Origin of the sequence: Rhizobium sp. BK008, assembly GCF_014197345.1 — a bacterium.
GTDB lineage: Bacteria > Pseudomonadota > Alphaproteobacteria > Rhizobiales > Rhizobiaceae > Rhizobium > Rhizobium anhuiense.
In genome coordinates, this window is the sequence record NZ_JACIFK010000004.1 from 380377 (window position 1) to 399284 (window position 18908).

Here is an 18908-nt window from a genome sequence, read left to right on the forward strand (position 1 = left end):
CGTGCCTGTCGGAAAGACCAAAAGGCGCAACCCCTACTATAACGGCCCGGTGTCCGATCATTTCGACGGCACGCATTTCTTCAATCCCGACGGCATCGAGCCCCTTGGTTTCCGCGACCTGCTGCGCTGGCAATTCGGCGGTGGCCGTCAGCGTTGGCCGCAATCGGTCCCAAGTCCGTACCCGGCGGCCAAGCCGGATCCATGCGTGGACGGCGAGGATCTAAGGGTGACCATGGTTGGTCATGCAACACTGCTCGTGCAGGTCGCCGGGCTCAATATCCTCACCGACCCGGTGTGGTCGGAACGCGCAAGTCCCTTCGCTTTTGCCGGACCCAAGCGCGTCGTCCCACCAGGCATCGCGTTCGATGATTTGCCGCCAATCGATCTCGTGCTGGTATCGCACAATCACTATGATCATCTCGATATCGCAACGCTCAGGCGGTTGGGTGCGAAGCATCGGCCGCGTGTCGTGACGCCACTCGGCAATGACACGATCATTCGCCGTGCCGTGCCCGATATACAGACGACATCGATGGACTGGGGCGAGCACATTTCCCACGCCGGAATAAGCATTGATGCAGAGCCGGCACACCATTGGTCCGCGCGCGGAACCACCGATCGCCGGATGGCACTCTGGGCGTCATTCGTTTTGTCGACTCCAGCCGGAAAAATTTATCACGTCGGAGATACGGGCTTTCACCACGGCATCAATTACAAAGCGGCACAGCGGAAACATGGCAGCTTTCGCTTGGCTATTTTACCCTTCGGCGCATATGAGCCGCGCTGGTTCATGAAAGGGCAGCACCAGAATCCGCGGGAGGCGGTGATGGGGATGAAGTTAGCAAATGCGGCCTATGTGGCCGGGCATCACTTCGCCACGTTCCAACTGACAAATGAAGCGGTCGACGCGCCGGCAAGAGCGTTGCAAGACGCAATGAGCGAGCATGATATTCCCCCCGAACGGTTTCGGCCGCTCAGGGCCGGCGAAGTATTCAATGTGCCGGCTGCCTGAAAAACGATGTCAGGCGACGTTTAGCGGCGCATGAAGGCTTCGAAGGCCGCCCGGGCCTCGGCGCTTTTCAGCCGCGCGGAGAAATAGCGGGCCTCTTCGTCAATCCGGGCGATGATCTCGCCACGATCGCCGCGAATAAGATCGCGGGCGATGCGCAGCGCCTCCGGCGGCTTGGCCGCGAGTTTGGCAGCCAGGCCAAGCGTCAGTGAATCGACCTCGCCTGGTTCGACAACCTTCCAGACCAGACCGGCTTGCCTTGCCTCCTCGGCCGAAAATGCTTCGCCGGCGGCCAGCATGGCGAAGGCGCGCTGATGTCCCATCAGCCGCGGCGCGACGAGGCTGGAACCGGCCTCCGGCACCAGCGCCAGATCGACGAAGGGCGTGCGGAACTGGCTGCGGCTGGAGGCGACGGTCAGGTCGCAATGGAGATGGATCGTCGTGCCGATGCCGACCGCCAGACCATCGACGCCGGAAACGACGGGTTTTTCGGCATTCACCAGCGCATAGAGGAAATCGAGGATCTCCTGCTCCAGGCCGCGGCCGCCCATTGCGGCAGCGAGAAAATCGTTCAGGTCGTTGCCGGCCGAGAAGCAGCCTTCGGTGCCGAGCAAGGCGGTGGCGCGGATGCCGGGATCGGCATTGGCCGCATTCAAAGCATCGGCCATGATGCGGTACATGGGGCGGGTGATGGCGTTCTTCTTTTCCGGCCGGTTGAAGCGGATGGACTGGACGCCGGGATAGGCGGAAGGCTGCTCGACGATGATGTGGTCGGTCATGGGGTCTCCTCAGGCAAGCAGGATGCGGGCGGCGGCAAGGCTTGCCGCGCCATTGACGACCCGGTCGCGAAGGGCTGCGGTCTCGGCGAGCAGGTTTTCGGCAGAGAAGCGGCAGAGCGCGATGCGGCCCTCACCTGCGCCATCGGCGGCCTCGGCGAGAGCGCCCTTGGCGAGGTAACAGCCGGTGAGCACGAGGCCGAAGAGGCGCTGATAGGGCGTTGCGCCCGAGAGCGCCTCGGCGGCTCTCTCCTCGGCAAGCGCCTTCATCAGCCAGGCGGTCGTCTGTTCGAGATCGACGATCGCGGCATCGAGCCTTACGGCAGTCTCGCCGAAACCATCGAGATTGGAGCCGCGGACGCTATCGGCGATCTGCTGAAGCTCGGTGACGAAGCCGTTCACCTGCTCGCCGCCGGAGAGCGGCAGCTTGCGGGTGACGAGGTCGATCGCCTGGATGCCGTTGGTACCCTCATAGATCGGGGCGATGCGGGCATCGCGGAGATACCGCGCCGCGCCTGTCTCCTCGATGAAGCCCATGCCGCCATGCACCTGAATGCCGAGCGAGGCGACGTCGACGCCGGCATCGGTCGAAAAGGATTTGGCGATCGGCGTCAGCAAAGCGGCGCGCTCCTGCCAGTGGCGACGATCGTCACCGGCGCGATGGGACATGTCGATCGCGTGAGCGCAGGCATAGGAGATGGCGCGTGCCCCTTGGGTCAGCGCCTTCATGGTCAGAAGCATGCGGGCGACATCGGGATGTTCGACGATCGGGCTCATGCCGGCGCTGGTTGAACCCGGCGCCCTGCCCTGGGTGCGTTCCCTGGCATAGGCGACTGCTTTCTGGGTGGCGGCCTCCGAGATCGCCACGCCCTGCATGCCGACGGCAAGGCGGGCGTTGTTCATCATCGTGAACATGCAGGCCAGTCCCTTGTTCTCCTCGCCGACCAGCCATCCGACAGCGCCTTTTTCACTGCCGAATTTTCCGTCGCCGTAGATCATCGTGCAGGTCGGCGAACCATGGATGCCGAGCTTGTGCTCGAGCGAATGGCAGAAGAGATCGTTGCGGAGCCCAAGCGATCCGTCGTCGTTGACCAGGAATTTCGGCACCAGGAAGAGCGAGATGCCGCGCGTGCCGGCCGGCGCGTCCGGCAACCGGGCCAGCACCAGATGGATGATGTTGTCGGCTGCGTCATGTTCGCCCCAGGTGATGAAGATCTTCTGGCCGAACAGACGGTAGCTGCCGTCATCGCGGCGTTCGGCGCGGGCTTTCAGCACGCCGAGATCGGAGCCGGCATGCGGCTCGGTCAGGTTCATGGTGCCGGTCCATTCGCCTGACACCATCTTCTCCAGATATTTGTCTTTCAGCGCAGCGCTGCCATGGGTGCTGACCGCCTCGATGGCGCCCATCGTCAGCGTCGGGGCGAGCGCAAAGGCCATGGAGCCGGAGTTCCACATTTCCAGCGCCGCGACATTCAGCATATGCGGCAGCGCCTGGCCGCCAAACGCCTCGGGGGCGGTCAGTCCGTTCCAGCCGCCGGCGATCCAATTGCGATAGAGATCGCGCCAGCCATCCGGCAGCCGGACTTCGCCGCCCTCCAGACGGGCGCCCTGGCGGTCTCCGATGTCGGCGAGAGGCGCCACTTCCTCTGTGGCAAAACGTCCCGCCTCGGCCAGGATGGCGTCGACGAGATCCTCGCCGAGATCACCGAGCAGCCCTTGTGACATCGCCTCGCCCATGCCCGCTACGTGCTTCAACGTGAACGCGATTTCCTCGACGGGCGCCTTGTACATGCTCTTTTCCTCCGCAGACGGCCTCGCACCCCAGCAAAGCCCCTCCGAGGCAAGGGCTAATTGATTTTTACGTAAACGTCAATTTCGATTTCTTTGGCTGCCATGTGATAGTTTGCCTGAACATGGCGCTTGGCTCTTGCACCCTTGCGCAAATGAACGTCATGAAGACACTTTAAAGAACGATATCGCCTTCGCAAAGGATCGGCGACCAATGGATACATTGCCCGTCACCATACCCGGTTTCGTCTGGGCCTATCGTTTCTCGCCCGACGAAAAGACCGCGGTGCGACTAAACAATAGTGCGACGGTGGCGGAACTGGCCGCCGACAACTGTTTCTACTGGCTGCACCTCAACCTCGTCGACGCCCGGGTGCCGGCCTTGCTCGAAACCCTGGACGGGTTGACGGAGGATGCGAAATCGGCGCTGACGACGCGGGATACGCATGCGGCCATCACCGTCGACGAGCAGATGCTCTATGGCACGCTCGTCGATTGCCAGCGCGATTTCGCCCAGGACACCAACAATCTCGGCTGGCTGCATTTCGCCATGTCCGATCGCTTCATCATCACCACGCGGCTGCAGCCGCTGCGCAGCGTCGAACGGGCGCGGGCGCTGATCGAGAAGAACCCGGGCAAATTTTCGCGGCCGGTCGATCTGTTCGAACTGCTGGTGATCGAATTCCAGCGCACGCTGATTACGATCGTCATCGAACTCACCGAAGAGCTGAACCAGATCGAGGATATCGTCTACGACAACGCGCCGCGCGACGAACGCCGGCGCTTAGCGCCTGTGCGGCGAACCGTGGTCAGGCTGCATCGGCATCTGCGCACGGTGCTGGCGCTGATGCGCCGTGCGGCGGCGGCCGACGACGACGAGATGCCCTTCGGCTTCGACGATGTGGCGCGGCGCCTGACCAGCCGGCTGGAAACGGTAGACCACGATATCTATGCGCTGCAGGACCGGGCGCGCCTGCTGCACGAAGAAATCGATTCGAAACAATCCTCCGAAACCAATCGCCACCTCTATCTGCTGTCGATCATGACGGCCTTCCTGCTGCCGCCGACCCTGGTGACCGGTTTCTTCGGCATGAACACCGCCAACCTGCCCTTCGCCGTCGGCGACTACGGCACCGAATACGCCGTCGCCCTGATCGTCGCGTCCATTGCGTTTGCCTGGTGGCTGCTGCGGCGGGTGGATATTCTTTGAGGCGGAAGCGTTTGGCGTGACTGGCGGGGGAAGCTTGGGTTCGCTATCCATCACACGTCGCGGAACTTGCCACAGAGCTCGCCCCACCCTCCGTCATCCTCGGGCCTCACCCGAGGATCCATGTGGGCCTCCATCAGCAGCGGGCACGGATCCTCGGCTCAAGGCCGAGGATGACGGAGGGTGGGGGAACGCTCCAGCCAAACTCGCCGCCGATGCAGCGAATGGCGCGGTGTTACGACTACCACATCACACCGCATTGACACGGAGCGATCGAACGCGCGGCGCGCTTCCTGCCTCAATACGGCGAATAGCACTGCTGGCGCGGGCCGTTATAGGGCTGGAACGTATTGTCGTAGGCGCGATAGGACCTATAGCGGTTGGCGCACCAGGCGACGTGGCTTGAACCCATGCGGGGCGCGGGCTCGACGTAACGCGGCTGGGCGACGATGGCGCCGCCGATGACTGCGCCGGCGCCGAAGGCGGCGAGCGGATACCAGTAGCCGTTATAATGGCGATAGCCCGGGCGATAATAGGAATATCCGCGATAGCCGCCGTAGTAGCCGGGCCGGTAATAGGCGCCGGGGCGATAGCCGGGCCGGTAATAATCGCGGCGATAATAACGGCGGTACTGGACGTCCTCGACCGCCGAGGATTTTTCCACCTGCGGAGCGGTCGGCATCTGGATGGCCTGCGACGGCGCAAAGCCCGTCAGAACGACGGCGGCGGCCAGAACTGCGGTTGCAATCTTGTTTCTCAGCCCGATCATTGTTTTCTCCCATTCAACAGCGAGCACCGCCTGCCTAGCAACGCTTTTGCCCCTGAATGGTTCCAAAAGCCGCCGGGACCGGCAGCTTCCTTTTAGAGAATCCGAACTGAACCGGACATTAACCGCCCGGCTCAGCCAGTGTGCGTTCAGGCAACGGCCGAGATTTTCGCCTGGTCGCCCTGCAGACGGTTCACCATGAAGTTCGAATACCATTCGAGGAACTGCATGACGCCGCCTTCATGCAGCGACGAATAGGGGCCGGGCTCATAGGCGGGCGAGTGAATGCCGAAGGCGTTTTCCTCGACGATCCGGCGATCCTGGTCGTTGGTCTCGGTCCAGACGTGGGTCAGTTCCTCTAGATTGTAATCCACGCCTTCGACGGCGTCCTTGTGGACGAGCCACTTGGTCGTCACCGCCGTCTCGTTGGCGCTGAGCGGCAGCACGCGGAAGGAGATGGCGTGGTCACCGAGCAGGTGGTTCCAGGTCGTCGGGTAGTGGAAGAGCAGCATGGTGCCGATATGGCTGATCGAGATATCGTCGGCGAGCGGGCGCTTGACGGCGCGCTTGCCCGACATGGTGTAGCTTTCGGCATCTTCGATCAGCGGCATGCGGGCGGTGCGGAACTGGCCGTCCGGCGAAATCTGGAACTTGCTCGGCAGGCCGGCAGCCTCGCAGCGCGCCCAATGGCCGGCGATCTCCGGATCGTCGGCGCCGCCATCCGTGCCGGTGACACTCGGGGCTTCGGGATAGGTGCGGCAGAGTTCGGGATGATTGGCGGCGCAGTGATAGCACTCGCGGTTGTTTTCCCAGACGAGCTTCCAGTTGCCCTTCTCGATGATCGTGCTCTGGAAGGCGACCTTGCTCTCGCTGATCCGGTGCGGCGCGACATAGGGTTCGATCTTGTCGCGCACCGGCTGGAAATCCGGGGCGGTGTTGGCAAGGCAGATGAAGACATAGCCTGCGACGACTTCGCAATGGACGGGTTTCAGATTGAAGCCGGTCTTGTCGAAATCATCGCCCATGTGGCGGGCGAAGGCGAGCTTGCCTTCGAGATCATAGGTCCACTGATGGTAGGGGCAGACGAGCCGCACGGAGGAGCCGTGCTCCTTGGTGCAGACGCGCGAGCCGCGATGGCGACAGCTGTTGTGGAAGGCGCGGATAACATTGTCTTTGCCGCGGACGATGACGACGGGATAGCTGCCGATCTGGACGGTGAAATAGGCGCCCGGCTTCGGCAGTTCGCAATCATGGCCGATGAACAGCCAGTCGCGATAATAGATCATCTCCATGTCGAGCTGGAAATAATCCTCGTCTATGTAGAACGGCTGTTCGAGGCTGAAGCCCTCACGGCGGCTCTTGAGCTGACGCAAAACGTTGCTGCGAATATCCATCTTCATGTCCTCGTGCACCCGGTTGCCACCCTCGAACAGAGGGCTGGCGGAAGCGCGCCCGCTTCCTTCTCCTTCGGGAGAATTGTTCATGGCGCCATTTAATCACCGAGCATGGTTGCCGCTTGGTTGTAATGCGACATCGGCTTCGAAATTGACGACAGGATGCGGCAAGGCTTGAAGCGGCTCATCCCGGTCGATCACATCGCCCGACTCTCATCGTCCGACTCTCCGGGCAATTATCCTCAATTGCGACATGGCGTAAAGAGCCATCACGCAAGAGGTCGGCTGCCTGACATCGATCGCCGTCGCATTTGCGACATCTGCCGGCGCCTGCCGGTCAGCCGGCCACCGAGTCATTTTTAACATCGCCTTAAGCATACCGTCCTATCCTTCTAACGATTACCGACCGACCGAAGAACGCGAACCATGGCCAAACTCCGTTATTTCGACGCGAAAGATGCGAGCAGATCGCAGGAACCGCAGCTGATTGCCGCGCATTCCGAATTCTTGCGCACCGGCCGCATCCCCCGCGACCGGCGCCACTGGCTGGCAGAGGAAAAGCGCTATCTCACCCATGATGAGGTCGCCGCAAAGACCGCGCGCAAGCTGCAGGTGGCCGGCGAGAAGACGCATCAGCACATCAACGGCTTTCACCACTCGATCCAGTTTCCGAAGATGATCTTCCACCGGACGCTGGAGGACAGCCCGCATCTCGGCTATTGCCACGTCACCGCCTCGCGGACGAAATTCGCCCATTACGAGGACGTGAGCTGGGCTTTCTACATCGCCAATTTCTATTCCGACATCGGCGAGAACGACAATTTCTTCGAGCGCATCGATGTCGGCTATTCCCGCATGTATTTCGCCGTCGCCATCAAACCGGGCGAGAACTCCACGGAAAAGATGACCATCGACCGGTCGGTGCGCGGCAACGGCTTGCTCTTCCGCACCCATGATCCGCAGGCAGCGATCCGCAACATCCTCCTGCTCGGCGCCCGCAACGAACAGCTGCGCGAAATCATCCGGCAGCTATAAGGCGATTGATCGCCGCCGACGGAAAGCCTAATGACTGCCGGGGCTAATTTATCGGGCAGGACATGGCGCGCATAATCGACATAAAGGCAGACAGGCAGGCAGCGATCGAAGCGGCCTCAGCCGCTCTTGCCGACGGCTTTACCATCGCCATCCCGACCGAGACCGTCTACGGCCTTGCAGCCGACGCCACCAATCCTGTCGCCATCACCCGCATCTACGAGACAAAGGGACGGCCGCGTTTCAACCCGCTGATCTGCCATATGGCCGATCTGGCGATGGCCGAAAAACATGCCGAATTCGACCCGCTCTCGCGGGCGCTCGCTGCGGCCTTCTGGCCCGGGCCGCTGACGCTGGTGCTGCCCCTGAAGCCTGATAGTCCGATCCATTCGCTGGCGACCGCCGGGCTCGACAGCGTCGGCGTCCGTGTGCCGGAAGGGTTTGCCGGTGCGTTGATCGCCGCCTTCGGACGGCCGCTCGCAGCCCCCAGCGCCAATACGTCGGGCAGGATCAGCGCCACGAGTGCGGCCCATGTCGACGCCGATCTCGGCGCGCGGATCCCGTTGATCCTCGATGCGGGCCCAAGTGCCGTCGGCGTCGAATCGACGATCGTCAAGGCAGAGGGCGGCCGGCTGCGGCTGCTTCGCCCGGGTGGACTGGCGGCGCGCGAGATAGAGCGCGTCGCGGGCCAGCCGCTGCTGCGTGCGAAAGCGGCCTCGGCGGCGATCGAGGCGCCGGGCATGCTCGCCTCGCATTACGCGCCGGGCGCTTCGGTGCGCCTCAATGCGACGACGGTGGAACCCGGCGAAGCGCTGATCGCCTTCGGAAGCGCGGCGGTCTCCGGCGCCAACGGCGCGCGGATCGTCCTTGACCTCAGCCCGCGCGGCGATCTCGCCGAGGCGGCGGCCAATCTTTTCGACTACATGAAGCGGGCCGATGCCAGCGGGGCATCGAGCATTGCCTTTTCGCCGATTCCCGAAGAGGGGCTCGGCGAAGCGATCAACGACCGCCTGCAGCGGGCAGCCGCACCCCGCGACTGAAAGACCTGGATTGGCCCGGACGACCGCTTTGCGGTCGCCTTGAGAATGGAGGATCGAGCCCGATGAGCAGCCCCAGCATTTCCACCGAACTGCTCGACCGCTTCGTCGCCATCGTCGGCGAAAAATACGCGCTTCGCGGCGAGGCCGATCTGGCGCCGCATCTGATCGAAAACCGCGGGCTCTATCGCGGCTCCTCCCCTCTCCTCCTGAAGCCCGGCTCGGTGGAGGAAGTCTCTGATATCATGAAGCTTGCGACCGCGACCGGAACGGCGATCGTGCCGCAGACCGGCAATACCGGCCTCGTCGGCGGCCAGACGCCGCGTGCCGGCAAGTGCGATATCATCCTGTCGCTCGAGCGCATGAACAGGATCCGCGATGTCGATCCGGTGGCGAACGTGCTGGTCGCCGATGGCGGCGCCATCCTGGCCGAGGTGCAGAAGGCAGCCGAGGCGCATGGGCGGCTGTTTCCGCTGTCGCTCGGCTCCGAGGGCTCCTGCCGCATCGGCGGCAATCTATCCACCAATGCTGGCGGCACGGCCGTGCTTGCCTATGGCAATATGCGCCAGCTCTGCCTCGGCCTCGAAGTGGTGCTGCCGACCGGCGAAATCTGGGACGGCTTGCGCCGCCTGAAGAAGGACAATACCGGCTACGATCTGCGCGATCTCTTCATCGGCGCCGAAGGCACGCTCGGCATCATCACCGGTGCCGTGCTGAAGCTCTTCCCGCAGCCGCTCGGCCATCAGGTGGCATTTGCCGGCCTGAATTCGGTCGAGGATGCGCTTGCCCTCTTCAACCTGGCCTCCAGCCTCTGCGGCACCTCGCTCACCGGTTTCGAGCTGATGCCGCGTTTCGGCGTCGAGATCACCACGCGCCATATCGACGGCGTGCGCGATCCGCTGGATGCCGCCTATCCCTGGTACGTGCTGATCGACATTTCGACCTCGGACTCGGCCGAGACGGCGGAGCGGATGATGAACGGCGTGCTGGAACAGGGGTTTGGGGCCGGGCTGGTGCTGGATGCCGCAATCGCCGCCTCCGTGGCGCAGCGAAAGGCGATCTGGCACATGCGCGAGAGCATGTCGGATGCCCAGAAGCCGGAAGGCGGGTCGATCAAGCACGATGTCTCCGTGCCGGTGTCGAGGATCCCGCATTTCATGGCCGAGGCCGCAGAAGCGGTGATGGCGGCGATGCCGGGCGCCCGCATCTGCGCCTTCGGCCATATGGGCGACGGCAATATCCATTACAATATTTCCCAGCCGGTCGGCGCCGACAAGGCCGCCTTCATCGCCCGCTGGCGCGAAATGAACCATATCGTGCATGGGCTGGTGCTTGCCCATGGCGGCTCGATCTCGGCCGAGCACGGCATCGGTCAGCTGAAGCGCGACGAACTGGCGGCAATCCGCCCAGTGATCGAAATCGAGCTGATGCGCCGCATCAAGCGCGCCTTCGACCCCGCCAATATCATGAACCCGGACAAGGTCGTCAGCCTCGAGCCGTGAGGTCGGCGAGACCGGCCCTCATCCGGCTGCCGCCATCGACCGGGGTCGACCCCGGTAAGGTTAGGGTGAGGGCAGCCTTTGCGCCACTGCCCGCTTTCCTGAAATTACCTTAGATTTACTGCGTGCCGCCGCCGGTCAGGATCTGCAGCGCCGGCGACTGCTGGGTGGCGTTCTGGACGTCGTACATCGCGGTGAACCGCCGCAGCAGCTTGTCGACCTTCTTCGGATCCTGGAGATCCTCGAGCTTGACGAAGCGGTTGATGAGATCGGCCTGCTTGGTGACGTCCATGCCCGAGATCTGCGACGGCAGGCTGTAGGCCGTGGTGATGACCTGATACAGCGCCTTGTCGCCGAGGATCGAATAGATCGAGGTGATGCTCGGGGCCTTGCGGCTGAAATAGAGCGCCAGGCGAACGCCGTCGTTGGATTCGCCCTCCTGGGTTTCCATCGTCTGCTGGACATAGAGCTCCTGGGTGTGCTCCTCGGCCGCCTTGTTCTGGATGGTGCCCATCTTGGCACGGGTCAGATTGCCGTCCTTGTCGAAGTTGAAGGCGGCGACGATGTCCTTGAAACGAGCATCGGCGGTGGCGTTGAGATAGCTTTTCTTGTCGTCGGGATCGGAGGTGAAGATCTTCTTCAACGTCGCCTTGTCGTAATCCTTCGGGTCAAGATTGTTCGCTTTCAGCACCAGGTCGGTCAGGCGGCTGTCGTCGAGGAAATCGTCGAGCGACTTCACCTTCGCCATGCCCTTGGCGAAATAGTCGACCTCAGCCGTCGCGTCCTTCGCCGCCTTGTCCTTCACCGGACCGTCCTTCATCAGCATGGTGATATGCGATCTGTAGTCGGTGGCGTATTTGGCCATGGTCGCGTCGGGCAGCGCCTGGAAGGGGGATGCCGCCTTGCCGTCGGGGCCAAAATTGAAGGCGCGGGCAAGGTTGGTGATGCGTTCATCCTTGAGCGAGGCGACATAGCCATTCGGGTCGTAGGCATCGCTCGTCAGGATCTTGCGCATCATCGAGCGCGAGACCTCCTGGTCGGTCAGACCGAAGGCCTGCAGCGCCACGTGGAAGAGATCCGGCAGGTTGTCGTTGCCCTTGCTGAAATCGGCCGACGAATTGCTGCGCAGGAAATCATTGACGCTGGTGACGTCGGAGAAATTCAGCAGGCTGCTGCTGTCGGCCATAAGCTTCTGGTAGTTGGATAGGACCTCGTCGATCGCCTCGTCGCGTTCGTCGTCGTAGCGCGCCGCATAATTGTCGTTGGTGGTCTGTGCCTGATCGGCCGTCTGGGCCGAGGTGGCGACAGGAAGCGAGCCGTCGGCAGCGAAATTGAAGTCGGCATTGAGATCGGCATGGCCGGCTGCGGCAGCGGCCGTCGCATCGGTCAGGATGCTCTTCAGATCGGCGTCCGAAATATTGAACGGCAGATTGTAGGTGCTCTTCAGGAAATTGGTAATGGCGCTGTCGGCAAGCAACTCATCGACATTGCTGATCGTCGACATCCTGGCGGAATAATCATCCGTGCGCGCCGAGGCGGCAAATTTCGTGCTGCTGATCTGGGACGCCGTCTGCGCAGCCATGCCGTCCTCGAGCGTGCCGTCCGCCTTGAAATTGAAGGCGGCGGCAACGTCGGCATAGGTGCCGGTGCCGCTCTGATCGGTCAGGATAGCGCGAAGAGCGACATCGTTGACCGTCGACGGGATGCCGTAGGCGTTGCGCACGAAATTGTTCAGCTTCTGGTCGGTCAGCAACTGGTCGACGTTCGAGATGCCGGCGATGGTCGACTGGTAGTAGACTGCCGCATTGTCGGCCTTGCTGGTGGTGCTGGCGCTTTGCGTCGCCGTCTGCGAGGCGTAAAGGGTCGCGATCGAACCGTCCGATTTGAAATTGAAGAGGTCGTGAACGTCGCTGTAGCCCTGGGCGCTGGCAGCCGTGCGGTCGACGAGGAAAGTCCTCAACGTCGCGTCGGAGACGCTGTCTGCGATCTGCATGCTGTTTCTGAGATAGCTGACCGAAACCGCATCCGACATGATGTCGTCGACATTGGTGACGCTGCCGATCATGCTGTTGAAGTGCGCTGCATTCGCCGCCGACTTGTCGGTGGTCGATTTCCGCTGCGCCGCAGTCTGGATCACGGAACCGTTGATCGAGCCGTCCGCCTGGAAGTTGAAGTCGGCATTGAGATCGGCATGGCCCTGGGCCGCGGCATAGGTGGAATCGGTCAGGATGTTCTTCAGGTCGGCATTGCTGAAACTCGTGCCGAGACCGTAGGCATCCTTGATGTAGCGCGCCAGCACACTGTCGGCCAGCAGGGCGTCGACATTGGTGATGCTGCTCGACTGCGATGTGACGGAATAATAGTTGGTCGTGCTCGATGCGGCCGCCTTCAGATTGTTTGACTGATCGACCGACTGGACGCGCGCCGTGCTCGAGGCCGACCCGTCAGCCTTGAAGTTGAAAGCATTGTAGACATTGGTAAAGCCCATCAGCTGTGCATAACTGGGATCGGTCAGCACCGTGCGCAGCGCGGCCGCGGTGAAGTCGGCGCCCATGCTGTAGGCCGTCGTGATGTAGGAAGTCAGGCGCTTGTCGGCGACCAGATCGTCGACATTGGTGATCGTGCCGATCTTCGCCGTGTAATAGGCCTTGTTGTAGTCCGCCGCCGTCTGACCGACGTAATAGACGTCCGAGCCGACCGAATTGTCGATGATGACGGATTGGGAATTCAGGGTGTAGGACTCGATGACCGAAGCTTTTTGCGCGGCGGTCTGCGCCGTGCCGTTGACGGTGCCGTCGGCATTGAAGCTGAACTGGGCGGCAAGCGCCTTGTACTTGTCGCCGCCTTGGGTGTTGACGACGCTCGTGGGGTCGCTGAGATCGCTCGTCAGCACCTGCCGCAGAAAAGTCGTCGACGCGTAGGTCGGATCGATGTTGAAGGTCTTCAGCACATAGGTGCGCAGCCGGGTGTTGTTAACAAGGTCGTCGACGCTCTGCACGCTATCGATATTGTTGCTGTAATAGGTGCTCTCGGCGGCCGCGGCCTTGTCGGCATCGATGAAGGACTGCTTGTAGAGGCCGATCAGGTCGTCTTCCTGTGCGTCCGTCTGCACATCCTTGGCCGGCGCGTTGAAATTGAAGGCGGCGGCGAACTCGCGGTAACGCGTATCGGAAAGCTTGTTGGCGTAGCTGTCGGGGTCGGTGAGATCGCTTTCGAGCACCTTCTTCATGAAGGCCTTGGCATAGGTCATGTCCTCGAGACCATAGGCCTTCATCGCATAGCTGTAGAGCTTGTAGTCGCCGAGGAGGTCGTCGACGTTTTCGACCTTGTTGATATGGTCGGCGTAGTACTGAGCATCCTTCTTGACCGTCGCCTGCGACGCAACCTTGTTGAGGCTGGACGTCATATCCCGCGACAGGATCGTATATGCGAGGGAAGCCGAGATCATGAAAAGCGCCCTTTTCACCCAAAATTTCTAAAGGAACGACGAACTGCTGGTGAGCACATTTTGCCATGGAAAGCTTACCTGAGGCTTACTTCTGGATGCATCGTTTCAGGACATCGCACCGTTCACCTTCCGGAAACCTTGCCGGATTCGGTTTTGATAACCATCAGAGGAGGCAAAGTTTTCTTAACCGCAATTTTTAAGCTGTACGGAAGGGCGGGTGCCTATTGTCGGCCATAGAGGACGAAAAGTCCCAAGGAGAAGACCGGAAATCGGCTCTCAGGTAAGACAAGGGTAGAATGAAATGAACAATCCCGTTATGAAGCCCGCCTGGGCTGGCACGACGTTACGCCTCGATCCGTCCCGCTTTCCCCAGCAGGTCAGCTATGCCATCCATGATTGTTCGGATGACGTCAGCATCACGATAGACGAACGCGGCGCGGTCCTGCGCAAGGTCCTGCCCTCCAGCGGCCTGCCGCTCTCGATTGCGCTGCCGAAGCGCGTCTTCCAGGGTGTCGCCGCCCGCGCCATCGACCATGGCGACGGCGAAGTCACCGTGACGCTCGAGCTTCACCACGCCGATCCGGAGCTCTGCATTCCGCTGCTCGTCGCCCATGATCTCAGCGACATCGCCGCCGACTGGCGCAACTGGTCCGAAGCCTTCCGCATCCCGATGCTGATGGTCGAAGCCGACGGCGTCGCGCGTCCGCTCGAAGAGCATATCGGCGCCTTGCGCACCAGCGACATCAAGCCCCGCCGCCGTCATTCCTACTTCGCCAATCGCCGCCCGCGCTTCCTCGTGCGCCGCACCACCGGCCGGCTGGGTGTCGCGATGAAGATCGAAGGTAAGGAAATCATCGCCCGCAACTGAACAAAAACGCGACAATTCCATTCGGGAACGTCGCTTCGGAACCATTTTGAAACCCGGCGCCCGCGCCGGGTTTATCGTTTCATGCATCGTCCCATTCAGGGAATGGCGAAGAGCAGCGAGACGAAGAGGCCGAAGAAGATGATCAGGCCGACGCGGTTGTTCGATTTGAAGAGCGCCAGGCATTGGGCGGCATCGTCGATATCGAGCCGGACGATCTGCCAGGCGAACATGCCGGCGGCGCCGAGCAAAGCCAGAAACGCGATGAGATTGGCGTCGGCGAGCAGAAAAGCGATGAACATCAGCACCAGCGTCAGCCCATAAAGGCCGATCAGCCATTGCCGCGTCCTGTCGCCGAACAGCCGCGCGGTGGAGCGGACGCCGATCAGCTCGTCATCCTCCTTATCCTGATGCGCATAGATCGTGTCGTAACCGATCGTCCAGGCGACGGAGGCGGCATAAAGCAGGACGGCAGCGAAGGAGAGACCGCCGAAAATGCCGGCCCAGCCCATCAATGCGCCCCAGGAAAAGGCAAGTCCCAGGTAGAATTGCGGCCAGTCGGTGAAACGTTTGGCGAAGGGATAAAGCGCCACGATGCCGAGCGAGAGCACGCCGAGAAAAACGGTAAACCAGTTGAACTGCAAGAGCACGAAGAGGCCGACCAGCGCCTGCAGGCCGATGAAGATCTTCGCCCGGCGGCGGGTGACGCGGCCGGAGGGGAGCGGACGCGACCGCGTGCGCGCCACTTCCATGTCGATCTCGTGGTCGACGAGATCATTATAGGTGCAGCCGGCGCCGCGCATGGCGACCGCGCCGATGAAATAGAGAAACAGGTGAGACACCAGCACGCTGCCGGAGTAGATCCCCTCGCCGATCGCCGCATTGGCGGCAAGGGTCGCCGACCAGAAGCACGGCCACATCAAGAGCTGCCAGCCGATCGGGCGATCCCAGCGCGCAAGCTGCGCATAGGGCCAGAGCCATGCCGGCAGGATCCGGTAGACCCAGTTATCGGAAGGTGCGTCGGAAACGCGGTCGTGGAAGTCGCCAGTATCGTGCATGCCGCTCATCTAGCGGCGGGCCGCCGATCCGGTCAAGAAGCGATCATTGCGCTGCTGCTCGCCATTCCCTCGACCGGAATCGATCCGGGGGTGAAATCATGCGGCGATTCAAAGCGTTACGGCGTCGTTGCGCGCCTGAACGACGCGCAGTGCCGTCCCTCACTGCAGAGAGAAATTGAACTTGTAGGTCGCTGAAACGCCGATCAGCAGCTGGTTCTTCGAGCCGCGTTCGCGCACGAGGCTGCTGTCGGCGGCGGGACCGGCCAGCCGCTTATATTCGAGGAAGGAACTTGCCTGGAGGTTTTCCGTCGCCTTCCAGGTGAGCGCCGTGCCGGCGCCATAGGACTGGATGCCCGACGAGGGCTTATAGGGATCAAGCCCGCTTGCCGCCGCCTGCCTGGCGTTGACGCCGTAATAGGCGTCGTAATAGCCGCTGGTGGCGAAGGTCGCGCGCGGGCCGCCTGATAGCTGCAGGTCGGGCGCGATATCGGTGAAGGCGTCGACGGCGAGATCGGCGACGACGCCGTCATGCGCGCGGATGCCCTGGCGGACTTCGGCACGGGCGCGCAGGAAATCGGTCGGGTAGACTTCGACAAAACCACCGGCTTCGGCGCCCCATTTGACCTTCTTCATGCCCTTCAGCTCGTTGCCGTCGCCGTCATCGCGCGACGGGACGAACCTGCCGACGATACCGGCGCGGAAGGCGCCCTTGTCGACGAGGGCGAAGGAAGGATTGTCGTTGCGCGAGGAAAAGCGCGGCCCGGCGCCCTGGCGGCCGACCGAGATCAGCGGGCTGAATTTGAATTCATTATGCGACGAGCCTTCGAATTTCGGCGCGGAGAAGCCGGCAACGCCGACGCTCAGATACCAGTCGCCGGACCAGAAGTGCTGGCCGCTTTCCTGCGCGGCTGCCGAACCAAAAGAAAAAAGGGCAATGGCCAAAGAGATCGATACGACTGATCGATGAAACACGTCCGCACTCCAGAAAACGCAAAACAAAAGCCGCGGAGGCGGCGCTCACTCCATTTATCCGGATCTCGTTACCCCAATGTTAACCACGGCAACGAGGGAGGCGATCGTACACTAGCGCTGGTTCCAGCGGCGGATGACCGGTTCCGTCAGGTCGTGCTCATAGCCGAGCACGCTGATGCTGGTCGTATCGAGAGAGAAATACGCCCCACCTTCCGGCGGCAGGCCGAGCCAGCGGGCGGCGAGCACGCGCAGGAAATGCGAGCTCGAGAAGATCAGGATGGTGCTTGCCGCTTCGCGAAGCGCATGGATGACGGCGTCTGCGCGGGCGCCGACATCGGCGGCGAATTCGCCATTCGGGCAACCATCGCGAAACAGTTGCCAGCCGGGGCGGTCGGCAAGGATCGCCTTGGTCGTGATGCCTTCATAGGCGCCGTAGTCCCATTCGGCGAGTTCCTCCTTGATCACCGCGCCCGAGCCGAATCCGGCGAGCATGCAGGTCTTGCGGGCCCGCGCGGACGGGCTCGACCAGACTGCGGAGAAGGAGAGGCCCGCCAGCCGGCCGGCGAGTTTGCGGGCAGCCTCCTCGCCATTCGCCGTCAGGGGAATATCGCTGCGTCCGGTATGGCGCCCGGACAGGCTCCATTCGGTTTCACCGTGGCGGACCAGGTAGATCTCGGGAAACGCACTGCTCATCCGCACGTCCTTTCATGATAGCCGGTCCCTCGACGAAGGTCCTGCGGGCCTCGGCACTTCGGGATCAGAACGCCACCTTCTCAAGCGGCGCACGCCTCGCCTCGAATTCCTTCAGCTTGGCCTCGTTGCGCGCGATGTAACTGCGGTTGTCGGGAACGGCGAACTGGTTCTTGGCGAGCTGGATCTGCAGAATGAAGAGCTCGTCCCAGCGGAAACCCATTTCGGAACCCGCCAGGTAGAATTCCCACATGCGGAAGAACTGCTCGTCGTAAAGCGCCACCGCTTCGGCCTTGCGCGCCACGAAACGCTCGCGCCAATGGCGCAGCGTATAGGCATAATGCATCGGCAGGATTTCGATATCCTTGACCAGCAGCCCGGCCTTTTCGAGCGGCGGCACCACCTCGCCGACCGAAGGGATGTAGCCGCCCGGGAAGATATATTTCTCGATGAAGGCATTGGTGCCGAAGCTCGGCTTCGGGCGGGCGATCGAATGCAGCACCATGACGCCGTTATCGTCGAGGAGATCTGATACCTTGCGGAAGAAATTGCCGTAATTGCCGATGCCGACATGTTCGAACATGCCGACCGAGACGATGCGGTCGAACTTCCTGCCCGTCATGGTGCGGTAGTCCTGCAGCTCGAAACGCACGCGATCGGAAAGACCGCGCTTTTCGGCGCGGGCGCGCGAGACCTTGAGCTGTTCTTCGCTCAGCGTAATGCCGGTGAAATCGGCGCCTTCGGTCGCCTCGGTCAGATACATGCCCATGCCGCCCCAGCCGGAGCCGATCTCCAGGATGCGCTGGTTCGGTTCAAGCAGAAGCTTGGCGGCGATATGGCGTTTCTTGGCGAGTTGCGCCTCGTCGAGACCGATGCCCGGCGGCTCGAAATAAGCGCAGGAATATTGCCAGTCCTCGTCGAGGAAAAGATCGAAGAGCTTGGCCGACAGGTCGTAGTGATGGGCGACGTTGTGCTTGTTGCGATTGACCGGCACGCGGCTCTTCAGCTGCTGCCAGGCGATGCGGCCGAGGAGCAGTGCCGCCATCTTGAAATCGAAGATTTCGTTGGTGGTGTTCTGTTTCACCAGCGACAGGAAATCGTAGATGTTGCCCTGTTCGAGAATGAACCGGCCTTGCATGTACATTTCGCCGAGCTTCATGGTCGGGTCGCGCCGGATGGCGTCCTCGGCCTCCTGATCGGCAAGGCGGGCGACAACGGTTTCACCCGTGCCGTCGCCGATAGTGTGGGTCTCGCCATTGGCAAGGGTAAGCTTCAATGAACCCTTGCGGATGATTTGCTGGACGATCGAAAGGAAAGCCGACGCCATGGACGCCTCGCAAATGTGACAGGATGGTCACATCAACTTA

Annotated in this window: 15 protein-coding genes; 6 read left to right on the forward strand and 9 right to left on the reverse strand. The window is 62.0% G+C overall.

Going from position 1 to position 18908, the window contains the following annotated elements; all coding sequences use genetic code 11:
* Nucleotide 1 precedes the first annotated feature (1 nt).
* Nucleotides 2–1012 carry an MBL fold metallo-hydrolase gene (locus tag FHT69_RS19765; protein ID WP_183905854.1) on the forward strand — a complete coding sequence of 337 codons (1011 nt, stop codon included), beginning with the start codon at nt 2–4 and terminating at the stop codon, nt 1010–1012.
* A gap of 20 nt (nt 1013–1032) precedes the next feature.
* Here FHT69_RS19765 and FHT69_RS19770 read toward each other — a convergent pair whose 3' ends face one another.
* Nucleotides 1033–1788, reverse strand: coding sequence for a crotonase/enoyl-CoA hydratase family protein (locus FHT69_RS19770; protein ID WP_063476442.1), 756 nt, complete (start codon nt 1786–1788; stop codon nt 1033–1035).
* A 9-nt stretch (nt 1789–1797) separates the two neighbouring features.
* On the reverse strand, nt 1798–3576 hold the full coding sequence (locus FHT69_RS19775; protein ID WP_183905855.1) for an acyl-CoA dehydrogenase: 1779 nt from the start codon (nt 3574–3576) through the stop codon (nt 1798–1800).
* 211 nt (nt 3577–3787) lie between these two features.
* On the opposite strand from FHT69_RS19775, the gene FHT69_RS19780 reads away from it, so the two are divergent.
* Nucleotides 3788–4783, forward strand: a complete 996-nt coding sequence (locus FHT69_RS19780) for a transporter (protein ID WP_183905856.1) — start codon at nt 3788–3790, stop codon at nt 4781–4783.
* A gap of 295 nt (nt 4784–5078) precedes the next feature.
* Here FHT69_RS19780 and FHT69_RS19785 read toward each other — a convergent pair whose 3' ends face one another.
* Together FHT69_RS19785 and FHT69_RS19790 are read right to left on the reverse strand one after the other, a co-directional pair.
* A complete protein-coding gene (locus FHT69_RS19785; RefSeq protein WP_028757704.1) occupies nt 5079–5549 on the reverse strand; it encodes a BA14K family protein in 471 nt (156 codons plus the stop codon).
* Nucleotides 5550–5695: 146 nt separating this feature from the next.
* A complete protein-coding gene (locus FHT69_RS19790; RefSeq protein ID WP_028756678.1) occupies nt 5696–6940 on the reverse strand; it encodes an aromatic ring-hydroxylating oxygenase subunit alpha in 1245 nt (414 codons plus the stop codon).
* A gap of 426 nt (nt 6941–7366) precedes the next feature.
* On the opposite strand from FHT69_RS19790, the gene FHT69_RS19795 reads away from it, so the two are divergent.
* From FHT69_RS19795 to FHT69_RS19805, 3 genes are all read left to right on the forward strand, one after another.
* A complete protein-coding gene (locus FHT69_RS19795) occupies nt 7367–7975 on the forward strand; it encodes a DUF6656 family protein (protein ID WP_028756679.1) in 609 nt (202 codons plus the stop codon).
* Between the two features lie 62 nt (nt 7976–8037).
* On the forward strand, nt 8038–9012 hold the full coding sequence (locus FHT69_RS19800; protein ID WP_183905857.1) for an L-threonylcarbamoyladenylate synthase: 975 nt from the start codon (nt 8038–8040) through the stop codon (nt 9010–9012).
* A 62-nt stretch (nt 9013–9074) separates the two neighbouring features.
* Complete coding sequence (locus FHT69_RS19805) at nt 9075–10511, forward strand: FAD-binding oxidoreductase (protein WP_183905858.1); 1437 nt, start codon at nt 9075–9077, stop codon at nt 10509–10511.
* Between the two features lie 115 nt (nt 10512–10626).
* On the opposite strand, the gene FHT69_RS19810 is transcribed toward FHT69_RS19805, so the two are convergent.
* Nucleotides 10627–13956, reverse strand: a complete 3330-nt coding sequence (locus FHT69_RS19810) for a DUF1217 domain-containing protein (RefSeq protein ID WP_183905859.1) — start codon at nt 13954–13956, stop codon at nt 10627–10629.
* A 301-nt stretch (nt 13957–14257) separates the two neighbouring features.
* Here FHT69_RS19810 and FHT69_RS19815 point away from each other — a divergent pair, with 301 nt between their 5' ends.
* Nucleotides 14258–14824, forward strand: a complete 567-nt coding sequence (locus FHT69_RS19815; RefSeq protein ID WP_028756683.1) for a DUF6101 family protein — start codon at nt 14258–14260, stop codon at nt 14822–14824.
* A gap of 95 nt (nt 14825–14919) precedes the next feature.
* Here the strand turns inward: FHT69_RS19815 and ubiA are convergent, their stop codons facing one another.
* The 4 genes from ubiA to FHT69_RS19835 form a co-directional block, all read right to left on the reverse strand.
* Nucleotides 14920–15879, reverse strand: coding sequence for a 4-hydroxybenzoate octaprenyltransferase (ubiA, locus tag FHT69_RS19820; protein WP_028756697.1), 960 nt, complete (start codon nt 15877–15879; stop codon nt 14920–14922).
* Between the two features lie 159 nt (nt 15880–16038).
* Nucleotides 16039–16851 (reverse strand): MipA/OmpV family protein, encoded by an 813-nt coding sequence (locus FHT69_RS19825; protein WP_183905860.1) that lies wholly within the window; start codon nt 16849–16851, stop codon nt 16039–16041.
* A gap of 111 nt (nt 16852–16962) precedes the next feature.
* Nucleotides 16963–17544, reverse strand: coding sequence for a histidine phosphatase family protein (locus FHT69_RS19830; RefSeq protein ID WP_028756695.1), 582 nt, complete (start codon nt 17542–17544; stop codon nt 16963–16965).
* Between the two features lie 64 nt (nt 17545–17608).
* Entirely contained in the window at nt 17609–18868 is a 1260-nt protein-coding gene (locus FHT69_RS19835; protein WP_028756694.1) for an SAM-dependent methyltransferase, read from the reverse strand.
* Nucleotides 18869–18908: the final 40 nt, after the last annotated feature.